This is a genomic window from Pseudomonas protegens (assembly GCF_003363755.1).
In the GTDB taxonomy this organism is placed as follows: Bacteria; Pseudomonadota; Gammaproteobacteria; order Pseudomonadales; family Pseudomonadaceae; genus Aquipseudomonas; species Aquipseudomonas danubii.
The window spans coordinates 5,632,159-5,654,411 of the sequence record NZ_CP031396.1; the positions used below are offsets into that span (position 1 = coordinate 5,632,159).

A 22,253-nucleotide genomic window follows, 5' to 3' on the forward strand; every position below is an offset into this window, starting at 1 on the left:
TAGTCTTGGCAAGCCCCAGGGAGGATGCGTCATGTACCGTTTCTTCGAGCAGCTCAGTTCCCGGATCGCCGCGCCCTTCGTCGGCGACCGCTCACGCAACAGCAAACTCTGGTCATGCCGCTGTGGGCAGTCGCTGTTCTTTCGCAACAGCCAGTGCCTGGCGTGCTCTGCCTTGCTCGGTTATGCGCCGCAATCAGGCAGTCTGTCGTCCCTGCAGCCAGGGCCCGCCGCCGGGACCTGGGTGCTGGATGCCGAGCCTGAGGCGGGTGCCTTCAAGCGCTGCGCCAACCTCGATACGCCCGCCGCTTGTAACTGGCTGCTGCCGGCCCACCTGACCGGCAATCTGTGCGTAGCCTGCAGCCTCAACCGCACGATCCCCGACTTGTCCGTCCCGGAGAATCCTGAGCGCTGGCGCAAAGTGGAAATCGCCAAGCGCCGCCTGGTCGCCCAACTGATCGCCCTCGGGCTGCAAGTGATCCCCAAGAGCGACGACGAGGAGCGGGGCCTGGCTTTCGACTTCCTTGGTGTTGATCTTGAGGGAAGGACGCCGATTACCGGGCATGCCAATGGCCTGGTCACCCTGGATATCAAGGAAGCCGATGATGCCCATCGCGAGCGGGTGCGGGCGCAGATGCACGAACCTTACCGCACCCTGCTTGGGCACTTTCGCCATGAAGTGGGGCACTACTACTGGGATCGGCTGATTGCCAACAGCCCCTGGCTGGAGTCGTTTCGCAGCTTGTTCGGCGACGAGCGCTACAGCTACGCCGAGGCTCTGGAGCAGCACTATCAGCAGGGCGCGCCAAACGGCTGGCAGCAAAGTCACGTCAGCGCCTACGCCACCATGCACCCCTGGGAGGACTGGGCGGAAACCTGGGCTCACTACCTGCACATGATGGACGCGGTGGACACCGCCCTGGGCTTTGGCATGAGTGCCCGCGACGTCGATCTCGACTACCAGCCGTTTCCCCTGAGCAGCCTGTACGACCCGCAGCATCCTGGCGGACCGGCGTTCCTGGCCTTCGTCAACGCTTGGATCGAATTGGCTGGCATGCTCAACGAACTGTCCCGCAGCATGGGCCAGCCGGATTTCTACCCCTTCATCCTGTCGCCGGCGGTGATTGCCAAGCTGCATTTCATTCATTTGGTGATCCAGCAAGAAGGCGGCCGCGCCGACGAAGTGCTGTCCCTGGACTGACTCCACCGTCCTTCAGGCGGTGGGGGAAGGCTTTTACCCAGAGGTGTATCCAAGTGCTTGAAGCTCATCGGATTTTTTAATCTGCAACGAGCGGTTGTAAGTTCAACTCAGATAGGTACAATGGCGCGGCTCGCCGTCAGGCGAACGTCGTTATGGTGACCCCATCGGTCCCCCCGCAACGATTACCCGTGAACCTGGTCAGAGCCGGAAGGCAGCAGCCACAGCGGGAACATTGTGTGCCGGGGTGTGGCTGGTGGGGTTGCCTCCATAACGCTTCTCGTTGGTCCTCAGCGAGATTGATCAAAATTCTTAAAGCACCTGAAAGTCTTCGAAGCCGCGCAGCATCCCTGTTGGCGTGTTTTTTGTCGTGCGCCCGGTTTCTGGTTCGCTAATCCCTTGTCCAGCAAGCCCGTGCGGTTCGTTTCTGGAATATCCAACGCCTTTGCATCAAGGAGTGGTCATGGCGCTTACCAGTAAGATTTCCCTCTATGACGATCAGTGGCCTGGTGCATTCAGCGCTGAGAAGGGGCGCCTAGCCAAAGGTTTCGGTTGCGAACTGATAGCGGTACATCACGTGGGTAGCACGGCTGTGCCTGGGCTGGCGGCCAAGCCGGAAATCGATCTTTTGGCAGTGGTCGTGGAGCATCGGGATGAGGTTGCGCGCAATGCCTTCATGGCGACCCTGGGCTATGTCCGGGGCAGTGATCTGTCCCCGGGGCATCACTTTTACCGCCGCGATGTCGAGGGCGTGCGCACCCACAAAGTGCATGTCTGCATCTGTGGTCATGAGCAGATCGGGCGCATGCTGCGTTTTCGTGATCTGTTGCGTCAGGACAGCGGCATCCGTCAGCAGTATCAGGATCTTAAGCTTCGGCTTGAAGCCGGCAATCGCGAGGGCATTGGCGAGTATCTCGCGCAAAAGGCGCCCTTCATCGACGCGGTGATGGATGGCCTGTCGCAGTGATGCGCGCTGGCTAGATCGCTGCCCGCAGTTCTCGGGGCGAAAGCCCGTAATGTTTGCGAAAGCGCACCGCAAAGCGTGATGCCGAGGCGTAGCCGCTGGCTGCGGCGATTTCACCGATGGGGCGTGGCGTGGTTTGCAGCCACTGCAGGGCCAGGCCCAGCCTGACGTTCTCGAGGATGTTGCTGAAACTGTCGTTCTCGTTCGCCAGCTGGCGACGCAATGTGGAAGCCCCAAGGTTCAGGCGCTCGGCGACGCAGGCTACTGTCCAGTCCCGCGCCGGGTTGCTCATGAGGATCTGTTGCACCCGTTCGCACAGTGGGTCGTGACGATCCAGTAGCAATGGGCCGGCCCAGCCGCCAAGGGCCAGGGCCAGCAGCACCGCTTCGCCGTAGTGGCTGCGCAGGGCGTCCGGTGCATCGCTGGCAATGCACTCCAGCAGGTTGTCCCAGGCCAGGGCGGTGTGCCGCTCCAGGGGGACGCAGAGGTCCGCGCCGCTGCGCCCGGGACGGGTAATGATCTGCTGGCGGTAGCGCAGGCTGAACGCCCGCAAGGCCTGGGCAGGAAAGGTCACGACATCGGCGATGTAGTGACCCTGCGCGCCCGGATAGTTGCTGATGCCCACTTCGCGTCCCGCCGGCAGCAGGATCAGGTGCTGGCCGCCCACGCGCATCTGGCGGTCGTCCCACTCCATGCGTTTCTCGCCCTGGCGCACCCGGCACAGAGCACTGACGAAAATCGGTACCCGTTGCAGGACATGGGCTTGCCGGGCGCGGATGACGCAGGTGTCGATACGGCTTTCATGATGCTGCAGGCCGGCAGGAGCATTCATCGTTACTAGCGTCCGTAAGTAGCGGTCAGTGTGGTCTTGGCCAAGGCGTTGGCGTTGAGCATGTAGCCCACCAATGCACCGCTGGCCTGGGCATCGAGGGGCAGTTTATCCACCTTCAATGCCCAGACGGTGAATTGATAGCGATGCGGTTTATCGCCCACTGGCGGGCAGGCGCCGCCAAAGCCGGGTTGGCCGTAATCGGTACGCCCCTGAATGGCGCCGGGCGGCAGTTGCTCGCCGTTGGCGCTACCGGCGCCCCTGGGCAATTGCTGGGTGGACGTCGGGAGGTTGACCAGGGTCCAGTGCCACCAGCCGCTGCCGGTGGGGGCGTCCGGATCATAAACAGTGATGGCAAAGCTTTTAGTACCCGGTGGGGCATTCTTCCAGGACAGTTCGGGAGAGGTGTTGCCGCCTTCGCAGCCAAAGCCCTGGAACACTTCACGAGGGCTCAAGGGGTGGCCGTCGCTGATGTCGTGGCTGCTGATGCTGAACTCGGCGGCGTGGGCGCCAAGGCTCAGACCCAAGGAAAGCACGCTGAGTAAAAGTCGGTTTTTCATGAGGGGCTCGTCTGGGTGTTGGTGATGAAAGACGAGTCTATTGGCCGGCTGAGTCCGTTGTTGTGCCGGGGCGCTCGTGCATTGTGCCGAAACGCTCGCCGGCTTGCCGGGAAAGGGCGTCATGCTCCCAGCTGTTCCCGCAACAACTGGGCAAACGCATCTCGCGCGCTGTGGCGCTGCACGTCCTGGTACCAGACAAAGCGGTTGTCCACCGGCAGCAGGTCGCTGAAACGCTGCACGTTCAGGGTCGCCGATTGCGAATAGCGCTCCAGCACGCCTTCCGGTATCAGCGAGACGCCGGCACCGACACTGACGCAGCCGATAATGGTGCCCCAGCTGGCATACCCAGTAATGGGCAGGTTCAGGCCGTGCCTGGCCAGCCAGGTTTCCAGGGCGCGGCGATAGGGGCAGCCCGGTGGCCACATGAACAGATTCTGCCCCTGCAAATCGCTGGCGCTGCGGATGGTGGCGGTGCCTGCGCTGGAGATCAGCACCAGTGGCTCGTGGTAGAGCACGGTTTGCTGAAGCTTGGGCGGCAAGGTGTCGATGGCCACCAGGGCGCCGTCGATACGCTGGTGTTGCAGTTCTTCAAAGAGTTGCGACCAGGTGCCGGTTACCAGTTCCACGTTCACTTTGGGGTAGCGTCGGTGGTATTGCGCCAGCAGCGGTGGCAGGCGGCCGCCAGCGCAGGACTCGATCGAGCCCAGGCGCAGCAATCCGCTGGGCTCCGCCTGGCTGTCCACGGCGCGTTTGGCTTCGTCGACCAGAGCCAGGATTCGCTCGCTGTAGCCGAGGAATATTTCCCCAGCCGGGCTGATCTTCAGGCCGCGCCCGACCCGGGTGAACAGCGGGGTCCCGAGCTCGTTCTCCAGCTGCTTGAGGCGGTTGGTGATATTGGAGGGCACGCAATGCAATTGCTCGGCTGCGCGGGCAATGCTGCCGGAGCGGGCCACGGCTTTCACCATCTTCAATTGGGTCAGTTCCATTGCTCATTTCCAGTGATGGGTGGCGTTAGTATCGGTTAGTTGTGGTGAGTTATGGGGGGCGAGAGACTGCGTTTCTTCTTATTGTCTGGATGCCTGTGCCGTGAAGCGCTTACCTGGGTTCAAGTCATTGCTGGCTACCGTTGCGGTCATTCTGTGCTGGGCCTATTCACCGGTGGGTATCCATATTGGCCTTGAGGGCTACAGTCCGGGGCATCTGGCGCTGCTGCGCTTCCTGATCGCTTCGCTGTTCATGGCGGCAATGGCAGTGGCGTTGAAAATATCCCTGCCGCGCTGGCGTGATCTGCCTTGGCTGCTGGTGCTGGGTTTTTTTGCTATCACCCTGCATCACGTCAGCCTCAATTATGGTCAGCAGGGCTTGAGTGCCGGCGCGTCGAGCGTGCTGGCGCAGTCGGCACCGATCTTCAGCACGCTGATCGCCTTCTTCTGGCTCAAGGAGCCGGTCAGTGGTTGGCGCTGGGGCTGCGTGGGGGTGGGTTTGCTTGGAGCGGTGCTGGTGGTGGCGGCCGACAAGGGGCTGGGCTCGGTCGAACCGCGCGGATTGCTGGTGTTGTTGGCGGCTTTTTCCTGGGGGTTGTACTTCGTTTTGCAGCGGCGCTTTTCCGGGCACTATGGCGTGTTGACCACGGTGTGCTACATGGTTTGGGGCGGTACGTTGCTGTTGTCGGTGTATGCGCCTGGGTTGCCCGAGGCGGTGGCACAGGCGTCGTGGCGGGTAAATCTGGCGGTGCTGTTGCTGGGGTTGTTTCCCAGTGCTTTGGCCTATCTGGCCTGGGCTTACGTATTGGAGCGGGTGGAGGTCAGTCGGGCATCGATCGCCATGTATCTGATTCCGCCGGTGGCGATGCTGCTGGCTGCGATGGTCCTGGGAGAGCGGGTGCAATCTTCTGTGGTGCTGGGGGCGGCCGTGGTGCTGGGCAGTGTGATGGCCATGCAATTGGAAGGGCGTTGGCGGCTGCGGGCCTTGCCGGCGAAGGAGCGAGATGTGCAGGTAAAACAGGGTGGTTGATGAGTTGCAACGCCCCCTCATCATGCGGGAGGCGTTGCACCTTGTCAGCCTTTTTTCTTGAACAGCCGGCCGGCGAACGCGGCAAGTGCGAGCACGCCGATGACAATGAACTTCTTGCCGGCCAGGAGCAGTACCCCCAGCTTGGCGAACAAGCCAGCCTTGCTGGCCAGGCCTCCGGCCACCAGGGCGGCCAGGCCGTAGGACGCCAGTTTGTCGGTGCTTGGGTTGTAGTCGGCGTAGCGGTTGCCGTCGGTGAAGTTGGTGAAGGCCAGTACCTTGGGAATTTCGCGCTTGATAGTTGCCAGGTCGTCCATGGAGGCGACCGCGTTGAGTTCCAGCACGCCTTCGCGTCCCAGCACCCGGATGCTGTAGTTCAGGGTGTGGCTCTGGGCGCCTTCAGCCTTGAGTTCGCGGGCCCAGTACATCTTGTGGGATTGCGCGTCATAGCTTGGCTGTTCGGCCCAGCCCAGCAAGTGGATGGCGCCATAGCCCTGTTCCTTGCGTTGCTTATTGTCTTCCTCGTCCGCTTCCTGCATTTGCTTGAGCAGGTCCTGATAATCGATTTTCGCCGCGTCGTCATCGGAAATGTGGCCGTCATTCTTGTAGCTGATGATCACGCCCCAGCCTTCGGCGGACAGTGGGCTGACTGCGCTGGGCACGATCATGCCCAGGGTGGTGAAGCCGGGCGGGTTGCCCCAGCCCTCGGTCAGCAGCTTCTCGGTGTCCTTGGGGTTGAGGTAGTAGAACTCCTGGCTCAGGTCGAGGCTGGCGATATCACCGGGCAGCTTGACGTTGCCGTGGCGTGGGGAGAGCGAGGCGAGAAACTGTTCGGCGGTCTGGGGTTCGGCGTCCTTGTTCTCGTTCGGCGCGGCGGCAAAGGCAAGGAGGGGCGTGGCGCAGAGGACGGCCATCGCCATGAGGAGGCGCAGGTACTTCATCGTATTCCCTTACAAATTGTGACAAGTCGGAGGGGAGGATAGCGATGAGTGTTGGAGGGCTCAATGAGGTGTTTCTAGTAATCTCTCAGCGTTGGCGGGGAAGGCGCTGGTATAGCGCCTCTGTTGGGGCATGGATTCAGTCGGCAGTGAGATAGAGCACGCGCAAGCGATGTCCGTCCGGATCAAGGGCGAGCAGGGTGTAGCCGAAGTCCATCTGGGTGGGGGGCTGGGCGATGGTCATGTCCAGTGCCTGCCAGCGGCGATGCAATTCGTCCACGGCTTCTCGACTGTCCACGGCCCAGCCCAGTTCGCCGCCACCACCGGTTGATTGGGCGCTCGGTTCAACCGTGTGCCGGGACCAGAGGCCGAGCTTGATCCCCGAGTCGAGGATGAACAGGGCGAAGGATGGGGATGATTCCACCGGCTGTTTGTCCAGCAGGCGGCTGTAGAACTCTGCACTGAGGGGCGGGCTGTCCACATAAAGCAGGAAGTAGGTGTTATTGATCATGACGACTCCAGGGGCCTTTGGGCTGTGCTGTGGGCACAAGCTTATGGGCTGGGTCTGTCAGTTCCTGTCAGGAGTCGTGGATTAAAAAAGAGGCCAACTTATCAGGGGTGATAAGCGTGCCTCTTCTCGTTGATTTGTTGCGGGGCTCAAGGCTTGGACAAGGCCTGGTCTACCGCTGCTATCAGCTTTCCCAGATCCTTCGGGGTGGCTTTGTGAATGACACCGAACAAATAAGCCCGCTGTTCCTCTTCGTCGCCCAGATCGGCGAAGAAGGCTTTCAGCTTCACTCCCAGTACTTCGGCTAGCAGAAATAGAGCTTCAACGCTGGGGGTGTAGGTGCCGGTTTCGAAGCGGCTGATGGTTTTTGGGTCAAAACCGGTTTTTTCACCTAGTTCAGCCTGAGTAAGCCCCGCTACCTTTCGATAACGCTTGATGGCTGCACCCAAACTTGAAATTTGCATCGCTCAATTCCCATTTAGAATCAAGAACTTAACGATAAATATTGGCATTAGACAACACCATGATTCATCACCTTGCTTTGCAAAATGTGATGCATTTCGTAGAATCGGCGCTTCGGACAGGTATTTGGTGATCTAGTTTCAGAGGGCAGGTTTATGAAACAAGAAATCATTGCATTTCCCTTGTTCACCTAAACCGAGGACTTGGCAGAGGCTCGACCGTCTCGTAAATCCCGCCAACGCACCGTCCGCCGTCCCCCACCTGACGCCTTATCTGATCCTAGTTGATCTTCGTCGAATCGACGGTCAACTGCCGCGCAAACCGCTGTACGGCCGCAATCAGGGCGATCCTTTCGATTGAGTCGTACCGCCAGGAAAGTACATTTCGAATCAACCTGTTGCCGGCTTCCCGGTGCTGTTGATCGCAGGCTGTCTATGGAGTTCTAAAGTGCGTCTCAATTTGCCGGTCACCTCTGTTGAGCAGACCTTTCCCGACCAGCAGCGGCTCATATCCGCCACCGATACCAACAGCCACATCACCTACTGCAATGCCGAATTCGCCGCGATGAGTGGTTTCAGCCAGGCCGAGCTGATTGGCAGCACCCATAACCTGGTGCGTCACCCGGATATGCCGGCGGCGGTGTTCGAGTCGATGTGGGGGTATCTCAAGGCAGGGCAGAGCTGGATGGGCGTGGTGAAGAACCGCTGCAAAAACGGCAATTTCTACTGGGTCAGCGCCTATGTCACGCCCATCCTCGAAGAGGGTCGACTGGTGGGTTATGAGTCGGTGCGGGTCAAGCCGACCCGGGAGCAAGTGAACCGCGCTGAAATTCTCTATGCGCGATTGCGTGCTGACAAGACACCGGTCTCGGCCTGGCGGCACCTGGAGGCAGCAGCCAGGCCATTGCTGTTGCCGGTTGCGGTGGCGGTGGGTTGCCTGGCGGCGTTCACCTGGTTGCCGACGCTGCTGGCCCAGGGGCTGACGGTCACGGGATTCGTGGGGGTCGGGCTGATGGCCCAGCGCCGTTTGGGGCAGCAGCTCAAGCAGATTGTCCGTAGCACTCCAAACACCTTTGCCGATCCGATCTGTGCCCTGGCTTACAGCGACGCGCTGGGACCGGCGGCGCAGTTGCAACTGATCCTGGCCAGTGAAGAGGCGCGGCTGAAAACCGCCTTGACCCGACTCAGCGACCTGGCTCGACAGATGGCTACGGCGGCGGCCGACTCCAGTCAGTTGTCCAGCCGCACTGAGTCGGCGCTGCTGGAGCAGCGAGCGGAGACCGACATGACGGCCGCTGCCATGACCCAGATGGCCGCTTCGATCACCGAGGTTGCCGAACACGTACAGCACACTGCCAGTGAGGCTCACACTGCCAACCTGCTGGCCCAGCAAGGCAGCCAGGTGGCGGGCACTTCCCGTGACGCCATCCAGTTGCTGGCCCGCACTGTTACCCAGATCAATCAGGCGGTGGGTGACCTGGCCGGGCAGACCCAGGACATCATGGTGGCGGCGAGCATGATCCAGGCGATTGCCGACCAGACCAACCTGCTGGCCTTGAACGCAGCCATCGAAGCCGCTCGGGCCGGAGAGCAGGGGCGCGGGTTTGCCGTGGTGGCCGATGAGGTGCGCGCCCTGGCCGGTAAGACTCGTGAGTCCACCCAGCAGATCCAGGGCATCATCCAGAGCCTGCGGGCCGGTGCCGATGAGGCGGTGCAGATCGCCAGCCTGGGCATCGAGGAAGCCGAGCAAGGGGTGCAGCAGGTCTTGCAGGCGCAGCAAGCCTTGCAGGGCATAGGCGCGGCGGTGGAGCGTATCACCGACATGAGTCAGCAGATGGCTGCGGCGTCCCAGGAGCAGTCCCATGTAGCGGAATCGGTTTCCGAACAGATCAACAGTGTCGCCGCCACGGTGCAGCGCACTGCCGAGAATGCCAGCGCCGGAGTCGTTCGCGGCGCGGAGCTGGAAAACATCTCTTCCGGGCTGCGTGCCTTGGTCGAGCGGTTCAACCGCTAGCGACAGTGAGTTCGACTCATGGATGAGAAATACCGCAGGGCCGTCGATGCCGCCGCCATCTTCTCCGAGACAGATCTCGGCGGTTGCATCACCTATGTCAACGACCTGTTCTGCCAGATATCGGGCTACAGCCGTGAAGAGCTGATCGGAGCCAATCACCGGATGCTCAGTTCGGGTCTGCATCCACCGGAGTTCTTTACCGAGCTGTGGCAGACCATCATCCAGGGGCGGGTGTGGAAAGGTGAGATCTGCAACCGTGCCAAGGACGGCAGCCTGTACTGGGTCGACAGCACCATGGTGCCCCTGGTGGATCAGCGCTCCGGCAAGGTGATGCGCTATGTATCGATCCGCTTCGATGTCAGCGAGAAGCGTCAGTTGCTGCATTCGCTGCAATGGCGGGTTGGGCATGACGTGCTCACTGGTCTGCCCAATCGGGCCTTCCTTTCCGACCTGTTGCACCAGGCGCTGGACTTCTCCCGCCAGGAGAATATTCCCCTGGCGGTATGCATGCTCGATCTGGACGGTTTCAAGGCGGTCAATGATGGCTACGGTCACGCCTGTGGTGACCTGCTGCTGGTGGAAGTGGCTGCGCGCCTGCGTTCGATCATCAGGGGTGAAGATGTGGTGGCACGCCTGGCCGGAGACGAGTTCGTGCTGATCCTGCGTTACGTCAGGGACATGCTGGAGCTGCGGGCGGCACTGCAGCGGGTGTTGGCGACCATTTCCCAGCCGTATTCGATCCAGGGCAAGGACATCAATGTGTTTGCCAGCATTGGGGTGACCCTGTTTCCCACCGACAACCATGATGCCGATACCTTGCTGCGCCACGCCGACCAGGCGATGTACGTGGCCAAGCAAAGCGGACGCAATCGCTTCCACCTGTTCGATGTCCTGCGTGATCGTGAAGTGATGGTCACCTACCAGACGGTGGAGCACGTGCGCCAGGCGCTGAACAGCGGCGAGCTGCAGTTGTATTTCCAGCCCAAGGTCAACATGCGCAGCGGCGCGGTGGTGGGGTTTGAAGCCATGTTGCGCTGGCAGCACCCGCAGCGCGGGATGCTGGGTTCCCAGGATTTCCTGCCTCAGGTGGAAGAGACCGACCTCATCGTCGATATCGGCGAGTGGGTCATGGATCAGGTGATGAGTCAGTTGCAACGCTGGCAGGCGGCGGGCCATGTCTGGCCGGTGAGCCTGAACGTCGCGGCCCGGCATTTCCAGCGCACGGATTTTGTCGAGCGGCTCAAGGGGATGCTCGATCGCTACCCGGATGTGTCACCCGTCTTGCTGGATCTGGAGATCGTCGAGTCGGTGGCTATCGACAATATCCAGCGAGTCAGCGATTGCCTCGATGCCTGCCAGGGCTTTGGTGTGCAGTTTTCCCTGGGGGACTTCGGTACTGGGCATTCGTCCCTGAGCTACCTCAAACGTCTGCGTACCCAGACCATCAAGATCGATCGATTGTTTGTCCGCGACATGCTTCACGACCAGGATGACCAGGCCCTGATTCAGGCTCTGGTCGGACTGGCCCGGGCGTTTGGCCGCCAAGTTGTGGCCGAGGGCCTGGAAAGCCTGGCCCATGGTGAGCGATTGATGGCCCTCGGATGTGAGGTGGCCCAGGGTGAGTTCATTGCTGCGCCCATGCCCGCTGACGCCGTGCTGGAGTGGGTAAGCAACTTCGAGCCGCCGCTGTCGTGGCGGTGCGGCACGCTTCAGGGCGACACGGTGTCGGAGGCCTGAGCGCCGGTCTGCGGGTCGACGTAGCGCTGGACGATGGCCTCGATCTCGCCGGACATCTTCATCTTCAGCAGGGTCCGCAGAATTCGCTGGGCCGGCACTGCCGGGTCATTGCGCACGTAGCAGCCCACGGCTTGCTCCTGCAGCAGCGCGACGCGGTGCAAGGGGTTGCCGGAGGACTGGGTCTTGTTGAACCAGTCCAGGGTCCACTGGCTGGCGATAGCGTACTGGTAGCGTCCTACCTGGAGCTTTTGCAGGACTTGCTCCTCGTTGCGGGCATCGTCACGAATCAGCTGGGCGCTCTCGAACAGGGGTTGCAGCGAGGTGTAGGTGTAGCTCAGTACGGTGCCGATGTGCTGAGTGGGCAACTGCTGCGGGTTGATCGGCTCATGATGGTAGCGGTTACTGACCAGCAGGTTGCGTTGCACGAACAGCGGCACGCTCCACAGGTAATCCCCGGACAGGTTCGGCAGCCAGGCTTGTGCGGCGAAGCAGCGCACGTCGACTTCGCCCTGGGCCATGGCGTTCTGCACCCGGGCGCGAGCCAGGACGTGGAACTCGGCACGGGTGCCCATATGCCGGGCGAGGCTGTTCATGGTGTCGTAAAGGATGCCGGCGGTGGGTTGCTCGCCATCGACCTCGATGGTCGGCATGGCCCAGCTGTCGGCGATGACAAAGCGTAAAGGCGCTTCGGCGGCTTCCAGGCTGGTGCTCAAGAGTAGCAGGGCGCCCCAGGTCAAATGCATACGGTCTCCCACGGTTCCAACGACCGAGCAATCCTTTGCGAAATGCAGCTTAGACAGATTAGACGAGCGCGCCGGATGCAATTTCGCCCTTGCTCCGCTAGCATTACCGGCTTCCGCTTTCCAGTTGCGACGGTTTTCGATGAGTTATCAGGTTCTTGCACGTAAATGGCGTCCGCGCTCGTTCCGCGAAATGGTCGGCCAGACCCATGTGCTCAAGGCTCTGATCAATGCCTTGGACAGCCAGCGGCTGCACCACGCCTATCTGTTTACCGGCACCCGCGGGGTGGGCAAGACCACCATCGCGCGGATCATTGCCAAATGTCTGAATTGTGAAACAGGCGTCACTTCCACGCCGTGCGGCACCTGTTCGGTGTGCTGCGAGATCGACGAAGGACGCTTCGTCGACCTGATCGAGATCGACGCCGCGAGCCGGACCAAGGTCGAGGACACTCGTGAACTGCTGGATAACGTGCAATACGCGCCGAGCCGCGGACGCTTCAAGGTCTACCTGATCGACGAAGTGCACATGCTTTCCAGTCACTCGTTCAACGCCTTGCTCAAGACCCTCGAAGAGCCGCCACCCTACGTCAAGTTCATCCTCGCAACCACCGACCCGCAGAAGCTGCCGGCGACCATTTTGTCCCGTTGCCTGCAGTTCTCCCTGAAGAACATGACCCCCGAACGGGTGGTCGAGCACCTGAGCCACGTGCTGGGTGTAGAGAACGTGCCGTTCGAAGACGACGCATTGTGGCTGCTGGGCCGCGCCGCCGACGGCTCGATGCGTGACGCCATGAGCCTGACCGATCAGGCCATCGCCTTCGGTGAAGGCAAGGTCATGGCCGCCGACGTGCGAGCGATGCTCGGCACCCTCGATCACGGCCAGGTCTATGACGTTCTCCATGCCCTGATCAATGGTGACGCCAAGGCGTTGCTGGAGGCTGTGCGCCATCTGGCGGAGCAGGGCCCGGACTGGAACGGCGTGCTCTCGGAAATTCTCAACGTGCTGCACCGGGTAGCGATTGCCCAGGCGTTGCCCGAAGGGGTCGACAACGGTCATGGCGATCGTGACCGGGTACTGGCTCTGGCCCAGGCGCTGCCGGCCGAAGACGTACAGTTCTATTACCAGATGGGTCTGATCGGCCGTCGCGACCTGCCGTTGGCGCCGGACCCGCGAGGGGGGTTCGAAATGGTCTTGCTGCGGATGCTGGCCTTCCGCCCGGCGGACACCGCCGATGCACCGAGACAGCCGCTAAAGCCAGTGGGGATCAGCCAGGCCACAGTTGATTCCGCCCAAGCCGTGGCGGTACCAGCACCTGCTGTGCCTGTGGCTCCCGTTACTCCTATTGCCAGCGCGCCGGTCGCATCGGCTGCCGCTCCGGCTCCGATTCCAGCTCCGCCGGTCGCGCCTGTACCTGTCGCGCCGCCGGTTGCCGAAGCGGTTGCCGTCGAAGCGGTTGACGTCGAGCCTGGGCCGGTGGCCGCCGAGGAGGTGGTCGACCTGCCTTGGAACGATCCGGTAGCGCCGCAGATCGAGCAGCAACCAGCTGTTGAACCGGTGCTGGAAGTGGTGGCCGAACAGCCCGAGCTGACGCCAATGCCAACTCCAACGCCCGACAGCGTGGTGCCGGATGCGCCGGAGTGGGTCAGTGCGCCGGTGCCCGAGCCGAGCGTGGCCGAGGTCGACGCTGCCACCCCGGGCATTGATCTGGACGATGAGCCGCCCCTGGACGAGGACTACATCGAGCCGGACATGGACTCGGCCTACAGCTACCTGGACGAGCTGGCCAGCGAGCACGCCGCCGATCCGGCCCCGGAGCCCGAGCCCGAACCTGCTGCCAAGCCGGCCACCGGCCTGGCCTTGGAGTGGCTGCAACTGTTCCCGAAACTGCCGATTTCCGGCATGACCGGCAGCATCGCCGCCAACTGCACCCTGATGGCCGTAGAGGGCGACAACTGGCTGTTGCACCTGGACCCGGCCCACAGCGCACTGTTCAACGCCACTCAGCAGCGCCGGCTCAATGACGCGCTGAACCAGTACCACGGACGTACCCTGACCCTGACTATCGAGCTGATCAAGCCCGAGCAGGAAACCCCGGCCCAGGCGGCTTCGAGGCGTCGGGCCGACCGTCAGCGCGAGGCGGAGGACTCGATCCACGGCGATCCGTTCATCCAGCAGATGGTCCAGGAGTTCGGCGCCGTGGTGCGCCAGGATACTATTGAACCTGTCGAGGCCCTGGCCGCTCAGGGTTGATCACTTAAAGGGCGCCGGACCCTGGGTCGGGCGCTGTTTCAATCCCCGTACTTTGAGGTAATTCCCATGATGAAAGGTGGCATGGCCGGCCTGATGAAGCAGGCACAGCAAATGCAAGAAAAAATGGCCAAGATGCAGGAAGAACTGGCCAACGCTGAAGTCACCGGCAAGGCTGGCGGCGACATGGTCACTGTGGTCATGACCGGTCGTCACGACATCAAGCGTGTGAGCATCGACCCGAGCCTGCTGGAAGGCGTCAGCGAAGATGACCGTGAAGTGCTGGAAGACCTGTTTGCCGCTGCGGTCAATGATGCCGTGCGCAAGATCGAGTCCAACAGCCAGGAAAAAATGTCCGGCATGACTGCCGGCATGCAACTGCCTCCAGGCATGAAGCTGCCGTTCTGAGTCGCCCAGACGCTTCGGATGGACGCAAAAAGCCAGGCCTTGAGCCTGGCTTTTTTTATCCTGTCGATAAGCACTGCACTGTTCGTGGGAGCTGGATTGCGGGTGAAGGCCGCCGCCGATCCGTCTGTAGAAACATCGAACGCCACGGCCCTCGCGGGGTCTGCACCCTATACAGTTCTTTCCAACCCTCGATACAGGAGTGTCTGTGATGTCGCAAACATTGACCCTCAACCAGCGTGTGGTGCTGGTCTCTCGTCCCCAGGGTGCACCGGTCCCTGAGAACTTCCGTCTGGAGCGGGTCGCCTTGCCGGAGCTGGCGGACGGCCAAGTCCTGCTGCAGACCCTCTACCTGTCCCTGGACCCCTACATGCGCGGCCGCATGAGTGACGCGCCGTCCTACGCCGCACCGGTGGAAATCAATGAAGTCATGACCGGTGGCGCGGTGAGTCGGGTCGAGCGTTCGCTGAATCCGAGGTTCCAGGAAGGCGATCTGGTCGTGGGGGCCACTGGCTGGCAGAGCCACTGCATCAGTGATGGTCGTAACCTGATTCCGGTGCCTTCCGGCCTGCCCAGCCCCTCCATGGCCTTGGGCGTGCTGGGTATGCCAGGTATGACTGCCTACATGGGGCTGATGGACATCGGTCAGCCCAAGGCCGGGGAAACCCTGGTGGTGGCTGCGGCGTCCGGCGCTGTGGGCTCGGTGGTAGGGCAGGTGGCCAAACTCAAGGGGCTGCGGGTGGTGGGTGTGGCCGGTGGCGCGGACAAGTGCCGCTACGTGGTCGAGGAACTGGGTTTCGACGCCTGCATCGATCACAAGAGCGTCGATTTTGCCGCTGAGCTGGCCCAGGCCTGCTGCAAGGGCGTGGACATCTATTTCGAGAACGTCGGTGGCAAGGTGTTCGATGCCGTGCTGCCCTTGCTCAATCCCAAGGCGCGCATTCCCCTGTGCGGGTTGATCGCCCAGTACAATGCTCAGGAACTGCCGCCAGGCCCGGACCGTCTGCCGCTGTTGCAGCGCGCCTTGTTGACCAAGCGGGTGCGGATCCAGGGCTTTATCGTCTTCGACGACTATGGTGACCGGCATCCAGAATTCATCAAGGCCATGGCGCCCTGGGTGCGCGAAGGCAAGGTCAAGTTCAAGGAAGATGTGGTCGAAGGCCTGGAGCAGGCGCCTGAAGCCTTCATCGGCCTGCTGGAGGGGCGCAACTTCGGCAAGCTGGTGGTCAAGGTTGCCGCACACGCGAGTATTTGACGCTACCCTGAGGCGCGGGTATAAACCGCGTCTCGTCGTTTTGTCGGACCTTTGCCCATGAGCTTCAGCCCCCTGATTCGCCAACTGATCGATGCCCTGCGCACCTTGCCGGGCGTGGGTCAGAAAACCGCCCAGCGCATGGCCTTGCAGCTGCTTGAACGTGATCGCAGTGGTGGTTTGCGCCTGGCCCAGGCCTTGAGCCAGGCCATGGAAGGGGTGGGGCATTGCCGTCAATGCCGGACACTGACTGAAGACGAGCTGTGCCCGCAGTGTGCCGACCCGCGTCGCGACGACAGCTTGCTCTGCGTGGTGGAAGGACCGATGGATGTGTACGCGGTGGAACAGACCGGCTATCGCGGTCGATATTTCGTGCTCAAGGGGCACTTGTCACCGCTGGACGGTCTAGGGCCCGAAGCGATCGGTATTCCGCAGTTGCTGGCACGGATCGAGGAGCAAGGGAGCTTCAGCGAAGTGATCCTGGCCACCAACCCGACCGTGGAAGGCGAGGCTACTGCGCACTACATCGCCCAACTGCTGACCAACAAAGGCCTGATCACTTCGCGTATCGCCCACGGCGTGCCTCTGGGGGGCGAGCTGGAGCTGGTGGACGGCGGCACCCTGGCCCATTCCTTCGCCGGTCGCAAACCCATAGCGCTTTAACGCGGTAGGAGCCGGCTTGCCGGCGAAAGACCCGCCACACATTTTCTTGAAAACCAAGCAAGCGCTTGGTAAGTTCCCTCGACCCTTCAGAGGAGCTTGCCGATGTCTGCCTGCCAGGAATACTTCGACCCCAGCCACCAGTTGGTCCGTGACAGCGTGCGACGTTTCGTCGAACGGGAAATTCTCCCCGAGATCGATCAGTGGGAGGAGGCTGAAAGCTTCCCCCGCGAGCTGTATCTCAAGGCCGGTGCGGCAGGGATTCTGGGGATCGGCTATCCCGAAGCCCTGGGGGGCAGTCACGAAGGTGACCTGTTCGCCAAGATCGCCGCCAGTGAAGAGCTGATGCGCAGCGGTTCCGGCGGCCTGGTGGCAGGGCTGGGTTCCCTGGATATCGGCCTGCCGCCCATCGTCAAATGGGCTCGACCCGAAGTGCGGGACCGAGTGGCACCCCAAGTGCTGTGCGGCGAGAAAATTTGCGCTCTGGCGGTGACGGAGCCCAGCGGCGGCTCTGACGTGGCCAACCTGCAAACTCGCGCCGTGCGTGATGGCGATCATTATCGGGTCAGTGGCAGCAAGACCTTTATCACCAGCGGCGTACGCGCCGATTTCTACACCGTTGCGGTGCGTACCGGTGAGCCCGGTTACGGCGGCATCAGCTTGCTGCTGATCGAAAAGGGCACGCCGGGCTTCACCGTGGGGCGACAGCTGAAAAAGATGGGCTGGTGGGCCTCGGACACTGCCGAACTGTTCTTTGACGATTGCCGGATACCGGTGGGCAACCTGATCGGTGCCGAGAACATGGGCTTTGCCTGCATCATGGGCAATTTCCAGAGCGAACGCCTGGCCCTGGCGCTGATGGCCAACATGACGGCGCAGATGGCTCTGGAGGAAAGCCTGAAGTGGGCCCGCGAGCGCGAGGCGTTCGGCAAGCCCATCGGCAAGTTCCAGGTGCTCAAGCATCGTCTGGCGGAGATGGCTACGGCTCTGGAAGTCTCGCGGGAGTTCACCTATCGCCAGGCGGCGAAGATGGCCGCCGGCAAGAGTGTGATCAAGGAAATCTCCATGGCCAAGAACGTTGCCACCGATACCGCCGACCGTATTACCCATGATGCGGTGCAGATACTCGGTGGCATGGGCTACATGCGCGAGAGCCTGGTGGAGCGCCTGTATCGCGACAACCGTATTCTCTCGATCGGCGGCGGCACTCGCGAGGTGATGAACGAAATCATCAGCAAGCAGATGGGCCTGTAGAAACCTGCTTGCTGGTGAATACGCGGGTAGATCCTAGCGCTCAGTCAGCGAGAACTGCGTCAGGCAGAAGGTTGGGATGCCCATGTCTTCCAGTTTCTGCGAGCCGCCCAGCTCCGGCAGGTCGATGATGGCGGCGGCCTCGTAGATCTTCGCCCCCATGCGCCGTACCAGATTGGCCGCGGCGATCAGGGTGCCGCCGGTGGCGATCAGGTCATCGAACATCAGTACCGAATCGCCTTCGCACAGACTGTCGGCGTGGACTTCGAGAAAGGCTTCGCCGTATTCGGTCTGATAGCCCTCGGCGAGCACGTCCGCAGGCAGCTTGCCCTGTTTGCGAAACAGGATCAGCGGCTTATTCAGTTGGTAGGCAATGATCGAGCCGATCAGGAAGCCCCGGGCATCCATGGCACCGATGTGGCTGAAGTCTTCTTCGACATAACGCTGGGCGAAACTGTCGGCCACCAGGCGCAAGGCCCGGGGAGACTGGAACAGAGGGGTAATGTCGCGGAAGATCACGCCCGGTTTCGGGAAGTCGATGACAGGGCGGATCAGGGATTTGATGTCGAAGGAATCGAAGGCCATCTTCAGGTGTCCTGGCGGGCAAATAGGCCGCGCCAGTATACCCGCGACCGAGCGGCTTGGCTCAGTCGCAAGTGCTGTGGTTCAGCCGTCTACCGAGCCGCCGGCCAGTGCGCAGAGCTGGATCGGATCGAGGATGTGCACTTCCTTGCCTTCGGCGGCAATCAGTTCGTTCTGTTGGAAACGGGTGAACACCCGGGATACGGTTTCCACCGCCAGGCCCAGGTAGTTGCCAATTTCGTTGCGCGACATGCTCAAGCGGAACTGGTTGGCCGAGAAGCCTCGTGCGCGGAAACGTGCGGAGAGGTTGACCAGGAAGGTAGCGATGCGCTCGTCTGCGGTCTTTTTCGACAGCAGCAGCATCATCTGCTGATCGTCACGGATTTCACGGCTCATGACCCGCATCAACTGACGGCGCAGTTGCGGCAGTTGCAGAGCCAGTTCGTCGAGGCGTTCGAAGGGAATCTCGCACACCGAGGTGGTTTCCAGGGCTTGTGCCGAAACCGGATGGCTTTCGGTATCCATGCCGGACAGCCCCACCAGCTCGCTGGGGAGGTGGAAACCGGTGATCTGTTCTTCGCCGCCGTCACTGAGGCTGAAGGTTTTCAGGGCACCTGAACGCACGGCATACACCGAGTCGAAGCCGTCACCCTGACGGAACAGGAATTCGCCTTTTTTCAATGGGCGGCCACGTTTGACGATTTCGTCCAGCGCGTCCATGTCTTCCAAATTCAAGGAAAGTGGCAGGCACAGAGGGGCCAGGCTGCAATCCTTGCAATGGGCCTGGTTATGAGCGCGCAGTTTAACTGGCTCGGACATTCTAGAATCCTTGTGGGAAAACACACATAAGCCGTAAGGGTAACTCACGGGAGGAGGTTCCGGCCAGTCCGTGCCGTATTGATTGTTAGTCGTAAAGCATTCCTTTTATGAGTCGATAACCAGTTAACAAAGTTAACTTGGAGAGCTGAAACTATGTCCTCTGTTGGCGGTATTACTAATGGCAGCAACAACTTGCAGCTACTTTCAGAGACCTCGAAAGGCAGTGATGACGATGAACTAAGGAACTCTCCATTAGTTGCTGAATCGGTGATCGGAGAGGGCGTCAAAGTGTCGCTGTCGGGCGTTGGATTGCAGAAATCCTCCAGTGCTGCGGGCGATGACCGTGACATCGAGGAAAGCGGCCTGCCCGAAAATATTCAACAACTCCTCAAAATGATCAGAAAATTGCAACAACAGATTGCCGAAAAGCTTGCCCGGCTTCAGGCAGTCATGGCCGACAAACACCTGAGCCCTGAAGAGGCCAAGGCGAAGGTTGCCAGCTTGCAGTCTGCCCTGGCGAGCCTGAACAGCGGTTTGCTGACCGCCAATGCCTCCCTGGCCAAGGCGATGAAAGAGGCAGGTCTGAGCCCCGAGCAGGTGATGAAGGCCGCTTCCCTGATCATGAAGTCCTAGATCACCCGGGAAAAACGCTGGCGATTCTGTTGGCCCAGGTATGCATCGAAGATCATGCACACCGAGCGCACCAACAGGCGTCCTGCTGGAAGTACGATAATCGCCTCGGCGCTGAGTTGAATCAGGCCATCGTCGGCCATCTCCTGCAGATCCGGCCATAGTTCGTTGAAGTAGCCACGAAAGTCGATATTGAATGCTTTTTCTATATCTTCGAACTTAAGACTAAAGTTGCAGATCAGTTGTTGAATAACTTCACGGCGCAGACGGTCGTCGGTGTTGCATACCAAGCCACGACTAGTGGCCAGTTGTGCACCCGCCAAAGCATTTTGATACTGGGTCAAGTCACTGCTGTTCTGGCAGTAGAGATCCCCGATCTGACTGATGGCCGATACTCCCAGCCCAATCAAGTCGCAATGACCATGTGTGGTGTAACCCTGGAAGTTGCGTTGCAGGGTCGACTCCTCCTGGGCGATTGCCAACTCGTCATCGGGCAGGGCGAAATGGTCCATGCCGATGTAGCGATAACCAGCTGCAGTCAATTGCTCGATGGTGCGTTGCAGCATTTCCAGTTTCTCTGCCGGAGCCGGCAGCTCATTGCCATTGATCCGCCGTTGCGGCATGAAGCGCTCGGGCAGATGGGCATAGTTGAAGACTGAGAGGCGATCCGGTTGCAGGCTGATCACTTCTTCCACGGTGCGGGCGAAGTGCTCTGGTGTCTGCTTGGGCAGGCCGTAGATCAGGTCGATGTTGATGGAGCGAAATTGCAGGGTGCGGGCCGCTTCGATCACGGCCCGGGTTTCCTCCAGGCTCTGCAGGCGATTGACCGCCCGTTGTACCGCCGGGTCCAGATCCTGCAGGCCAATGCTGACCCGATTGAAGCCCAGCTCCCGGAGCAGGCCCATGGTGGACCAGTCGGCTTCCCGGGGGTCGATCTCGATACCGTAATCCCCGGAATCATCGTCCAGCAGGTTGAAGTGCTTGCGCAGCAGCGCCATCAGTTGGCGCAGCTCATCGTGATTGAGAAAGGTCGGGGTGCCGCCGCCGAAGTGCAACTGCTCGACCCGCTGGTTGGGCGCCAGGTGGCAGGCTATCAGTTGCATCTCCTGTTCCAGGCGTTGCAGGTAGGGCAGGGCGCGGCTGCGATCCTTGGTGATGACCTTGTTGCAGGCGCAGTAGTAGCAGATGTTGGCGCAGAACGGGATGTGTACGTACAACGACAACGGGCGCTGGGCCTTGCGGCTGTCGCGCAGGGCGTGCAGCAGATCGAAGGCGCCGACCTGGCTGTTGAATTGCACCGCGGTCGGGTATGAGGTGTAGCGTGGTCCCGCCAGGTCATAGCGGCGGATCAGATCTGTGTCCCAACGAATGGCGTCGAGCATGCGGGAATTCCCCCGGATAGGCTGGCAGTGTTCGCGAGTCTAGGGGGTTAGGGCTGCGGCCATCTTGATTTGTATCAAGGGTGTTCGGGAGCCGCTGAGGTAGCGCCGACGGGGCGTGCAAGCCCTGTAGTCGGGCACTTTCCTGGGATCAGTGGCCCATCAGCCAGTGCTGGTGAGGACCAGGCAGGGTCCAGATGCCGAACAGCATGACCAGCAGCCCTCCGGCCATGCGCACGCTGCGACGGCGCAGCAGGGCGGTGACCCGTTCTGCCGCGAGGCCCGTGGCCAATAGCACAGGCCAGGTGCCGAGGCCGAACGCCAGCATTAGCAGAGCGCTGTCCAGAGCGTTGCCCTGGCTCGCCGACCACAGCAGGGTGCTGTACACCAAGCCGCAAGGCAGCCAGCCCCAGAGCGCACCCAGGAGCAGTGCACGAGGCAGGCTGGAAACTGGCAGCAGGCGGTTGGCGACAGGCTGGATATGCCGCCACAGGCCCCGTCCAAGGCCTTCGATGCGGGTCAGGCCGCTCCACCAGCCGGCCAGGTACAGGCCCATGGCGATCAACAGCAAGCCAGCCAGTACCCGCATGAACAGCGCCACCGGGCTGCTGGCCACGGCCCAGCCAGCCAGGCCCAGCAGCAGGCCGGCCAGGGCATAACTGAGGATGCGCCCCAGGTTGTAGGCCAGTAGCAGGCGGAAACGCCGGCTGCGTTGCTCCTGGGGAATGGCCAGGGTCAGAGCGCCCATCAGGCCGCCACACATACCCAGGCAATGCCCTCCACCCAGCAAGCCAAGGATCACCGCCGAAACCAATAGGGGAGCCAGCTCAAGCATGAGGTGGTTCCGCTTTCTTGACCGGCTCGGCGTCGTTGCCTGGCTGGCCCTTGGCTTCGTCCACCGCTGCGGTGTGGCTAGGGTCTTGATCGTCGAACAGGATGCTGTGGGCCGGGCCGTCGAGGTCGTCGTACTGACCGCTGTCGACGGCCCAGAAGAAGATATAGATGGCGATGGCCACGATCAGCAGGGCAGCCGGAATCATCACATATAGAGCTGGCATCTGGACTCCA

Annotated in this window: 23 protein-coding genes and 1 other RNA gene; 12 read left to right on the top strand and 12 right to left on the bottom strand. The window is 61.3% G+C overall.

Annotated features, from left to right (window positions below; genetic code table 11):
* The first annotated feature begins 31 nt into the window (after positions 1-31).
* From DWF74_RS25550 to DWF74_RS25560, 3 genes are all read left to right on the top strand, one after another.
* The gene (locus DWF74_RS25550) at positions 32-1,198 is read left to right on the top strand and encodes a zinc-binding metallopeptidase family protein (protein ID WP_115581945.1); all 1,167 of its coding nucleotides are present in this window, start codon (positions 32-34) and stop codon (positions 1,196-1,198) included.
* 162 nt (positions 1,199-1,360) lie between these two features.
* Positions 1,361-1,457, top strand: an RNA gene (gene ffs, locus DWF74_RS25555) — signal recognition particle sRNA small type.
* 201 nt (positions 1,458-1,658) lie between these two features.
* Positions 1,659-2,162 (top strand): GrpB family protein, encoded by a 504-nt coding sequence (locus DWF74_RS25560; protein ID WP_102863822.1) that lies wholly within the window; start codon positions 1,659-1,661, stop codon positions 2,160-2,162.
* Between the two features lie 10 nt (positions 2,163-2,172).
* On the opposite strand, the gene DWF74_RS25565 is transcribed toward DWF74_RS25560, so the two are convergent.
* From DWF74_RS25565 to DWF74_RS25575, 3 genes are all read right to left on the bottom strand, one after another.
* A complete protein-coding gene (locus tag DWF74_RS25565) occupies positions 2,173-2,991 on the bottom strand; it encodes a helix-turn-helix transcriptional regulator (RefSeq protein WP_102863821.1) in 819 nt (272 codons plus the stop codon).
* Positions 2,992-2,996: 5 nt separating this feature from the next.
* Positions 2,997-3,548 carry a kinase inhibitor gene (locus DWF74_RS25570; RefSeq protein WP_102863820.1) on the bottom strand — a complete coding sequence of 184 codons (552 nt, stop codon included), beginning with the start codon at positions 3,546-3,548 and terminating at the stop codon, positions 2,997-2,999.
* 119 nt (positions 3,549-3,667) lie between these two features.
* Positions 3,668-4,534: a LysR family transcriptional regulator gene (locus tag DWF74_RS25575; RefSeq protein WP_115581946.1), complete on the bottom strand. Its 867-nt coding sequence runs from the start codon at positions 4,532-4,534 to the stop codon at positions 3,668-3,670.
* Positions 4,535-4,634: 100 nt separating this feature from the next.
* On the opposite strand from DWF74_RS25575, the gene DWF74_RS25580 reads away from it, so the two are divergent.
* A complete protein-coding gene (locus tag DWF74_RS25580) occupies positions 4,635-5,561 on the top strand; it encodes a DMT family transporter (RefSeq protein ID WP_115581947.1) in 927 nt (308 codons plus the stop codon).
* A 44-nt stretch (positions 5,562-5,605) separates the two neighbouring features.
* Here DWF74_RS25580 and DWF74_RS25585 read toward each other — a convergent pair whose 3' ends face one another.
* The 3 genes from DWF74_RS25585 to DWF74_RS25595 form a co-directional block, all read right to left on the bottom strand.
* Entirely contained in the window at positions 5,606-6,499 is an 894-nt protein-coding gene (locus DWF74_RS25585) for a DUF2167 domain-containing protein (RefSeq protein WP_102863817.1), read from the bottom strand.
* A 136-nt stretch (positions 6,500-6,635) separates the two neighbouring features.
* Positions 6,636-7,007, bottom strand: coding sequence for a VOC family protein (locus tag DWF74_RS25590; protein WP_115581948.1), 372 nt, complete (start codon positions 7,005-7,007; stop codon positions 6,636-6,638).
* Positions 7,008-7,153: 146 nt separating this feature from the next.
* Entirely contained in the window at positions 7,154-7,468 is a 315-nt protein-coding gene (locus DWF74_RS25595; RefSeq protein ID WP_011060220.1) for a helix-turn-helix domain-containing protein, read from the bottom strand.
* A 445-nt stretch (positions 7,469-7,913) separates the two neighbouring features.
* Here DWF74_RS25595 and DWF74_RS25600 point away from each other — a divergent pair, with 445 nt between their 5' ends.
* Together DWF74_RS25600 and DWF74_RS25605 are read left to right on the top strand one after the other, a co-directional pair.
* A complete protein-coding gene (locus DWF74_RS25600; protein ID WP_115581949.1) occupies positions 7,914-9,479 on the top strand; it encodes a methyl-accepting chemotaxis protein in 1,566 nt (521 codons plus the stop codon).
* A gap of 18 nt (positions 9,480-9,497) precedes the next feature.
* Positions 9,498-11,216, top strand: a complete 1,719-nt coding sequence (locus tag DWF74_RS25605; RefSeq protein ID WP_102863814.1) for a putative bifunctional diguanylate cyclase/phosphodiesterase — start codon at positions 9,498-9,500, stop codon at positions 11,214-11,216.
* Here DWF74_RS25605 and DWF74_RS25610 read toward each other — a convergent pair.
* Positions 11,189-11,959, bottom strand: coding sequence for a substrate-binding periplasmic protein (locus tag DWF74_RS25610; RefSeq protein WP_102863813.1), 771 nt, complete (start codon positions 11,957-11,959; stop codon positions 11,189-11,191). The genes DWF74_RS25605 and DWF74_RS25610 overlap by 28 nt on opposite strands.
* Positions 11,960-12,098: 139 nt before the next feature.
* Between DWF74_RS25610 and dnaX the strand changes: the two genes are divergently transcribed.
* From dnaX to DWF74_RS25635, 5 genes are all read left to right on the top strand, one after another.
* Positions 12,099-14,210 (top strand): DNA polymerase III subunit gamma/tau, encoded by a 2,112-nt coding sequence (dnaX, locus tag DWF74_RS25615; RefSeq protein WP_115581950.1) that lies wholly within the window; start codon positions 12,099-12,101, stop codon positions 14,208-14,210.
* Positions 14,211-14,276: 66 nt separating this feature from the next.
* Entirely contained in the window at positions 14,277-14,615 is a 339-nt protein-coding gene (locus DWF74_RS25620; RefSeq protein WP_015634779.1) for a YbaB/EbfC family nucleoid-associated protein, read from the top strand.
* A gap of 208 nt (positions 14,616-14,823) precedes the next feature.
* Positions 14,824-15,867, top strand: a complete 1,044-nt coding sequence (locus DWF74_RS25625; RefSeq protein WP_115581951.1) for an NADP-dependent oxidoreductase — start codon at positions 14,824-14,826, stop codon at positions 15,865-15,867.
* A gap of 57 nt (positions 15,868-15,924) precedes the next feature.
* A complete protein-coding gene (gene recR / locus DWF74_RS25630; protein ID WP_102863810.1) occupies positions 15,925-16,527 on the top strand; it encodes a recombination mediator RecR in 603 nt (200 codons plus the stop codon).
* Positions 16,528-16,629: 102 nt separating this feature from the next.
* Entirely contained in the window at positions 16,630-17,778 is a 1,149-nt protein-coding gene (locus tag DWF74_RS25635; protein WP_110652564.1) for an acyl-CoA dehydrogenase family protein, read from the top strand.
* 33 nt (positions 17,779-17,811) lie between these two features.
* On the opposite strand, the gene DWF74_RS25640 is transcribed toward DWF74_RS25635, so the two are convergent.
* Positions 17,812-18,360: an adenine phosphoribosyltransferase gene (locus tag DWF74_RS25640; protein ID WP_102863808.1), complete on the bottom strand. Its 549-nt coding sequence runs from the start codon at positions 18,358-18,360 to the stop codon at positions 17,812-17,814.
* Positions 18,361-18,441: 81 nt separating this feature from the next.
* The gene (fnr, locus tag DWF74_RS25645; RefSeq protein WP_102863807.1) at positions 18,442-19,176 is read right to left on the bottom strand and encodes a fumarate/nitrate reduction transcriptional regulator Fnr; all 735 of its coding nucleotides are present in this window, start codon (positions 19,174-19,176) and stop codon (positions 18,442-18,444) included.
* 153 nt (positions 19,177-19,329) lie between these two features.
* Here fnr and DWF74_RS25650 point away from each other — a divergent pair, with 153 nt between their 5' ends.
* On the top strand, positions 19,330-19,809 hold the full coding sequence (locus DWF74_RS25650; protein ID WP_102863806.1) for a hypothetical protein: 480 nt from the start codon (positions 19,330-19,332) through the stop codon (positions 19,807-19,809).
* On the opposite strand, the gene hemN is transcribed toward DWF74_RS25650, so the two are convergent.
* The 3 genes from hemN to ccoS form a co-directional block, all read right to left on the bottom strand.
* Entirely contained in the window at positions 19,806-21,188 is a 1,383-nt protein-coding gene (gene hemN / locus DWF74_RS25655; protein WP_115581952.1) for an oxygen-independent coproporphyrinogen III oxidase, read from the bottom strand. The two genes, DWF74_RS25650 and hemN, sit on opposite strands and share 4 nt — an antisense overlap.
* Before the next feature lie 148 nt (positions 21,189-21,336).
* Positions 21,337-22,020, bottom strand: a complete 684-nt coding sequence (locus DWF74_RS25660; RefSeq protein WP_102863804.1) for a sulfite exporter TauE/SafE family protein — start codon at positions 22,018-22,020, stop codon at positions 21,337-21,339.
* Positions 22,013-22,243 carry a cbb3-type cytochrome oxidase assembly protein CcoS gene (gene ccoS, locus DWF74_RS25665; protein ID WP_102863803.1) on the bottom strand — a complete coding sequence of 77 codons (231 nt, stop codon included), beginning with the start codon at positions 22,241-22,243 and terminating at the stop codon, positions 22,013-22,015. Before ccoS ends, DWF74_RS25660 begins: the two co-directional genes overlap by 8 nt.
* Positions 22,244-22,253 lie beyond the last annotated feature (10 nt).

What these genes read in the sequence shown, in the direction of transcription:
- DWF74_RS25570 (WP_102863820.1), bottom strand. Translation starts at nt 3,548, where the DNA reads ATGAAAAACCGACTTTTACTCAGCGTGCTTTCCTTGGGTCTGAGCCTT.
- DWF74_RS25625 (WP_115581951.1), top strand. Translation starts at nt 14,824, where the DNA reads ATGTCGCAAACATTGACCCTCAACCAGCGTGTGGTGCTGGTCTCTCGT.
- dnaX (WP_115581950.1), top strand. Translation starts at nt 12,099, where the DNA reads ATGAGTTATCAGGTTCTTGCACGTAAATGGCGTCCGCGCTCGTTCCGC.
- DWF74_RS25605 (WP_102863814.1), top strand. Translation starts at nt 9,498, where the DNA reads ATGGATGAGAAATACCGCAGGGCCGTCGATGCCGCCGCCATCTTCTCC.
- DWF74_RS25650 (WP_102863806.1), top strand. Translation starts at nt 19,330, where the DNA reads ATGTCCTCTGTTGGCGGTATTACTAATGGCAGCAACAACTTGCAGCTA.
- DWF74_RS25620 (WP_015634779.1), top strand. Translation starts at nt 14,277, where the DNA reads ATGATGAAAGGTGGCATGGCCGGCCTGATGAAGCAGGCACAGCAAATG.
- DWF74_RS25640 (WP_102863808.1), bottom strand. Translation starts at nt 18,360, where the DNA reads ATGGCCTTCGATTCCTTCGACATCAAATCCCTGATCCGCCCTGTCATC.
- fnr (WP_102863807.1), bottom strand. Translation starts at nt 19,176, where the DNA reads ATGTCCGAGCCAGTTAAACTGCGCGCTCATAACCAGGCCCATTGCAAG.
- DWF74_RS25590 (WP_115581948.1), bottom strand. Translation starts at nt 7,007, where the DNA reads ATGATCAATAACACCTACTTCCTGCTTTATGTGGACAGCCCGCCCCTC.
- recR (WP_102863810.1), top strand. Translation starts at nt 15,925, where the DNA reads ATGAGCTTCAGCCCCCTGATTCGCCAACTGATCGATGCCCTGCGCACC.
- DWF74_RS25595 (WP_011060220.1), bottom strand. Translation starts at nt 7,468, where the DNA reads ATGCAAATTTCAAGTTTGGGTGCAGCCATCAAGCGTTATCGAAAGGTA.
- ccoS (WP_102863803.1), bottom strand. Translation starts at nt 22,243, where the DNA reads ATGCCAGCTCTATATGTGATGATTCCGGCTGCCCTGCTGATCGTGGCC.
- DWF74_RS25565 (WP_102863821.1), bottom strand. Translation starts at nt 2,991, where the DNA reads ATGAATGCTCCTGCCGGCCTGCAGCATCATGAAAGCCGTATCGACACC.
- DWF74_RS25550 (WP_115581945.1), top strand. Translation starts at nt 32, where the DNA reads ATGTACCGTTTCTTCGAGCAGCTCAGTTCCCGGATCGCCGCGCCCTTC.
- DWF74_RS25610 (WP_102863813.1), bottom strand. Translation starts at nt 11,959, where the DNA reads ATGCATTTGACCTGGGGCGCCCTGCTACTCTTGAGCACCAGCCTGGAA.
- DWF74_RS25585 (WP_102863817.1), bottom strand. Translation starts at nt 6,499, where the DNA reads ATGAAGTACCTGCGCCTCCTCATGGCGATGGCCGTCCTCTGCGCCACG.
- hemN (WP_115581952.1), bottom strand. Translation starts at nt 21,188, where the DNA reads ATGCTCGACGCCATTCGTTGGGACACAGATCTGATCCGCCGCTATGAC.
- DWF74_RS25575 (WP_115581946.1), bottom strand. Translation starts at nt 4,534, where the DNA reads ATGGAACTGACCCAATTGAAGATGGTGAAAGCCGTGGCCCGCTCCGGC.
- DWF74_RS25660 (WP_102863804.1), bottom strand. Translation starts at nt 22,020, where the DNA reads ATGCTTGAGCTGGCTCCCCTATTGGTTTCGGCGGTGATCCTTGGCTTG.
- DWF74_RS25635 (WP_110652564.1), top strand. Translation starts at nt 16,630, where the DNA reads ATGTCTGCCTGCCAGGAATACTTCGACCCCAGCCACCAGTTGGTCCGT.
- DWF74_RS25560 (WP_102863822.1), top strand. Translation starts at nt 1,659, where the DNA reads ATGGCGCTTACCAGTAAGATTTCCCTCTATGACGATCAGTGGCCTGGT.